The sequence below is a fragment of the Pseudomonas sp. NPDC089534 genome (assembly GCF_044749305.1).
Lineage (GTDB): Bacteria > Pseudomonadota > Gammaproteobacteria > Pseudomonadales > Pseudomonadaceae > Aquipseudomonas > Aquipseudomonas ekonensis.
The window spans coordinates 1-4,394 of record NZ_JBIVHR010000179.1; the positions used below are offsets into that span (position 1 = coordinate 1).

4 protein-coding genes are annotated in these 4,394 nt (G+C 63.3%); 2 read left to right on the forward strand and 2 right to left on the reverse strand.

Annotated features, from left to right (window positions below; genetic code table 11):
* Nucleotides 1-1,983 (reverse strand): bifunctional aconitate hydratase 2/2-methylisocitrate dehydratase (locus ACIP0B_RS28005; RefSeq protein ID WP_400838360.1); only part of this gene is annotated, 1,983 nt, incomplete at its 3' end.
* 467 nt (nt 1,984-2,450) lie between these two features.
* Here ACIP0B_RS28005 and ACIP0B_RS28010 point away from each other — a divergent pair.
* Nucleotides 2,451-2,921, forward strand: coding sequence for a DUF1289 domain-containing protein (locus ACIP0B_RS28010; protein WP_400838354.1), 471 nt, complete (start codon nt 2,451-2,453; stop codon nt 2,919-2,921).
* 252 nt (nt 2,922-3,173) lie between these two features.
* Here the strand turns inward: ACIP0B_RS28010 and ACIP0B_RS28015 are convergent, their stop codons facing one another.
* Nucleotides 3,174-4,037 carry a universal stress protein gene (locus ACIP0B_RS28015; RefSeq protein ID WP_217891565.1) on the reverse strand — a complete coding sequence of 288 codons (864 nt, stop codon included), beginning with the start codon at nt 4,035-4,037 and terminating at the stop codon, nt 3,174-3,176.
* A 158-nt stretch (nt 4,038-4,195) separates the two neighbouring features.
* On the opposite strand from ACIP0B_RS28015, the gene miaE reads away from it, so the two are divergent.
* The coding region (gene miaE / locus ACIP0B_RS28020; protein ID WP_400838357.1) for a tRNA isopentenyl-2-thiomethyl-A-37 hydroxylase MiaE at nt 4,196-4,394 on the forward strand (199 nt) is incomplete at its 3' end.

Genomic DNA, 4,394 nt, shown 5'->3' on the forward strand with positions numbered 1-4,394 from the left:
CATCAGCTCAGGGTTGGCCAGCCAGGCTTCCATCGCCTGGGCACGGCGTTCCATGGTGCGGGCATCGCCGTAGCCTTCGCCGATCATCCAGCGCAGCAGGGTGATGTTGGACTGCAGGTACTCGGCGATGGCCTTTTCCGGCAGCTTGATGGTGCAGCCGGCGGCGGAACGCTCGGCGGAGGCGTCGGACAGTTCGAACGCTTGCTCGACGGTCAGCTCGTCCAGGCCTTCGATTTCCAGGATGCGGCCGGAGAAGGCGTTCTTCTTGCCTTTCTTCTCGACGGTCAGCAGGCCTTTCTGGATCGCGTAGTAAGGGATGGCATGAACCAGGTCACGCAGGGTGATGCCAGGCTGCAGCTTGCCCTTGAAGCGAACCAGGATCGACTCCGGCATGTCCAGCGGCATGACGCCGGTGGCGGCGGCGAACGCGACCAGGCCGGAACCGGCCGGGAACGAGATGCCCATCGGGAAACGGGTGTGCGAGTCACCACCGGTGCCCACGGTGTCCGGCAGCAGCATGCGGGTCAGCCACGAGTGGATGATGCCGTCGCCCGGACGCAGCGAAACGCCGCCACGGGTCATGATGAAGTCAGGCAGGGTGTGGTGGGTGGTCACGTCGATCGGCTTCGGATACGCCGCGGTGTGGCAGAAGGACTGCATCACCAGGTCAGCGGAGAAGCCCAGGCACGCCAGGTCCTTCAGTTCGTCACGGGTCATTGGACCTGTGGTGTCCTGGGAACCGACGGTGGTCATCTTCGGTTCGCAGTAGGTGCCAGGACGCACGCCTTTGCCTTTCGGCAGGCCGCAGGCCTTGCCGACCATCTTCTGCGCCAGGGTGTAGCCCTTGCCGGTGTCGACAGGCGCTTCAGGCAGCTTGAACAGGTCGGTCGGGCCCAGGCCCAGCTCGGCGCGCGCCTTCTCGGTCAGGCCACGGCCGACGATCAGCGGGATACGGCCGCCGGCGCGGACTTCGTCCAGCAGCACCGGGGTCTTCAGTTCGAAGGTGGTGATGACGTCGTCGGTGCCGTGCTTGCACACCTTGCCGGCGTGCGGGTAGACGTCGATCACGTCGCCCATGTTCAGGTTCGACACGTCGAACTCGATCGGCAGGGCGCCGGCGTCTTCCATGGTGTTGTAGAAGATCGGAGCGATTTTCGAGCCGAAGCAGAAGCCGCCGGCGCGCTTGTTCGGCACGTAAGGGATGTCGTCGCCGAAGAACCACAGCACCGAGTTGGTGGCGGACTTACGGGAGGAACCGGTGCCGACCACGTCGCCGACGTAGGCGACCGGGAAGCCCTTGGCTTTGACTTCTTCGATTTGCTTGAGCGGGCCGATGGCGCCTTGCTGCTCAGGCACGATGCCGTCACGGGCCATTTTCAGCATGGCCAGGGCGTGCAGCGGGATGTCAGGGCGCGACCAGGCGTCCGGGGCAGGGGACAGGTCGTCGGTGTTGGTTTCGCCCGGGACCTTGAAGACGGTCAGGCTGTACTTGTCGGCGATGGCAGGCTTGTTGGTGAACCACTCGCCGGCGGCCCAGGATTCCAGCACGGCCTTGGCGTGGACATTGCCCGCCTTGGCTTTTTCGGCCACGTCGTGGAAGGCGTCGAACATCAGCAGGGTGTGCTTGAGCTGTTCGGCGGCGACGGCAGCCAGTTCGGCGTCGTCCAGCAGTTCAACCAGGGTGGCGATGTTGTAGCCGCCCTGCATGGTGCCCAGCAGCTCGACGGCGCGCTTCTTGTCGATCAGCGGGGATTTGGCTTCGCCCTTGGCGACGGCGGACAGGAAACCGGCCTTGACGTAGGCGGCTTCGTCCACTCCTGGCGGAACGCGGTTGGTGATCAGGTCAACGAGGAAAGCTTCTTCGCCAGCCGGGGGATTCTTCAGCAGCTCGACCAGGCCTGCAGTTTGTTCGGCGTTGAGCGGCTGGGGAACGATACCCAGTGCTGCACGCTCTTCGATATGTTTGCGGTAGGCTTCAAGCACAGTTATTACCCTCATCAGTGGTCCCAAATGGGTGTCCGGGACGCTCATCCCGAAATGGACGTATCCATGCGCTGCGTGGCGTTGTGAGCCGCTTAGCCAGAATTACCGACCATTCCTTACAGAAGCTGCTTTCAAAGTTTTACGCCTGCAGAACGGGAGCTGATGAGGGTTGGCGTCGGGCTTTTCCCCGCTGGAAAAACCTTTCGCCAACACCGCTCTGAAGGAACGACTGTGCTCGTGACGCTTTGAAAACAGCTTCTTGACGGACATTGGCGCCTAAAAAGGCTGGCTGATTCTACGGCAAAAAAAAATTAAAGGTAAGTCGGCCGGCATTGGACTTTGGTGGCGGGTCGGACGGCCCCTCCCAAGCCCCGCCGGCCGCTTGACCCTGCGAACGGAGGGGTGATCAACGGCAGACAAAGGGCTACCATACCGGCCTGTTCCGCGTTGCCGTGTTTTGCCCCTTTATGCCCAATCAGACCATCAAGACCCCCTGCGTCGGCCTTTGCTCCACCGTTTACGGTGACCTGGTGTGCCGTGGCTGCAAGCGTTTCCACCATGAAGTGATCCACTGGAACGGCTACGGCGAGGAGCAGAAGACCGCGGTGTGGCTGCGTCTTGAACAGTTGCTGTCACAAGTGATGGCGAGCAAGGTCGAGGTGTTCGACCGGGCGCTGCTGCGCCAGCAGCTGGAGCAGCGCAAGATCCGCTTCGTGCCGCACCAGTCGGAATACTGCTGGGCCTATCAGCTGATCGCCCGGGGCGCGCGGGTGATCATCAATTTGGAAGCCTACGGGATGGTGCTGATGCCGGAGTTCCGCGACTGGAACCTGCCGGAGCTGCGCGATGCCATCGACCGGGAGTTCTTCCTGCTGTCGGAAGCGCACTACCAGCGCTACATCGCCCCCGGTTTCCTCAAGGATGCCTTGGGCGACTGAGGGCATCGCCCGCAGGCTGGCTCCCACAGGTATCCCGGGTGTTTGCAGGATCTAGGTACACCACAAAACCCTGTGGGAGCTTGCCTGCAAGCGATGAGGCCGGCACTGCCGACCACTCTGTTGGCTGATCCACCGCCATCGCCAGCAGGCTGGCTCCCACAGAGATGGCGGGTGCCTGTCATTTCAGCGGCCACCGCTGACCCCGTGGGAGCTTGCCTGCAAGCGATGGGGCCGGTCCAGGCGCCGCAGGCCTCAGTGCTTGACCGCCAGCTCCACCAGATGATCCTCGACCTCCTGCGGCTTGAGCACCAGCACATCGCTTTCCAGCGCATCGAGCACCACTTCGGCGGTGTTGCCGATCAGCGCGCCGGACAGCCCGGTGCGGGCCACGGTGCCGATCACGGTCACCGCCGCCTGCAGTTTGTGGGCCATGAACGGGATCAGCACGTCGGCCGGCCCTTCCTCGATGTGCAGGTGCTCTTCGTCGATGTCGAACTCGGCCTGGAACGCCCGGCACTGCTCGCGGTAGCGCGCCTCGATGGTTTCCTTGAGCTGGAAGGTCGGGTCGGCCGCCGACAGCATCGGCGACGGATGGGCGCTGATCACGTGCAGGTGCCCCTTGGCCAGGCTGGCGATGTCATAGCCGTGGTCGATGATGGTGGTGTGCAGGTGGCGGTGTTCGCCGTCGGCGTTGCCCACGTCCACGGCCGCCAGGATCACCTTGTCCTTCCAGGAACCGGCGGTCTTCACCAGCAGCACCGGGGTCGGGCAGTGGCGCAGCAGTTTCCAGTCCGCCGGGGTCAGCAAGGCCTTTTTCAGCGAACTGTCGGGGAAGTGCTGCTTGATCACCAGCCCGCAACCCTCGGCCTGCTGCACGTCGATGATGGTTTCGTGCAGGCTTTCGTTCCACGCCTGCTCGGTGGTGACGCTGTAGCCGTCCGCCAGCAGCGCGGCCTTGAGCACGCTGAGCATGCCGGCGTGGTCGTGCTTCTTGTCGCACACCAGCAGGTGGAGGTGGGCCTGGGTCACGCCGGCGATCAGCTTGGCGCGCTTGAGCGCCAGGCTTTCCGAATGTTCGGGTTCGATGACCACCAGAATGCTGCGAATGGCTTGCATGAGCGGAGTCTCCAGCAATGAAAAGGCACGGCGTTGCACAACTATAGTTGTTGCGCCCGCGCCCGCGACTTGATGCATATCAACGGTGGCCGCTGGTGGTCTGCGGGCAGGCCGGTATAATCGCGCCCTTCGCTTGAAACCCTTTGCCCGTGAGTCCCATGAACCTTCCCGAAATCCACGAATTCCTTGGCTGCCGCACGCCGGACGCCTGGGTCCAGGCCGCGCTGGCCGATCAGGAGACGCTGCTGATCGACCACAAGAACTGCGAGTTCAAGGCCGCCAGCACCGCGTTGAGCCTGATCGCCAAGTACCATTCCCACGTCGATCTGATCAACATGATGTCGCGTCTGGCCCGGG

What these genes read in the sequence shown, in the direction of transcription:
- ACIP0B_RS28010 (WP_400838354.1), top strand. Translation starts at nt 2,451, where the DNA reads ATGCCCAATCAGACCATCAAGACCCCCTGCGTCGGCCTTTGCTCCACC.
- ACIP0B_RS28015 (WP_217891565.1), bottom strand. Translation starts at nt 4,037, where the DNA reads ATGCAAGCCATTCGCAGCATTCTGGTGGTCATCGAACCCGAACATTCG.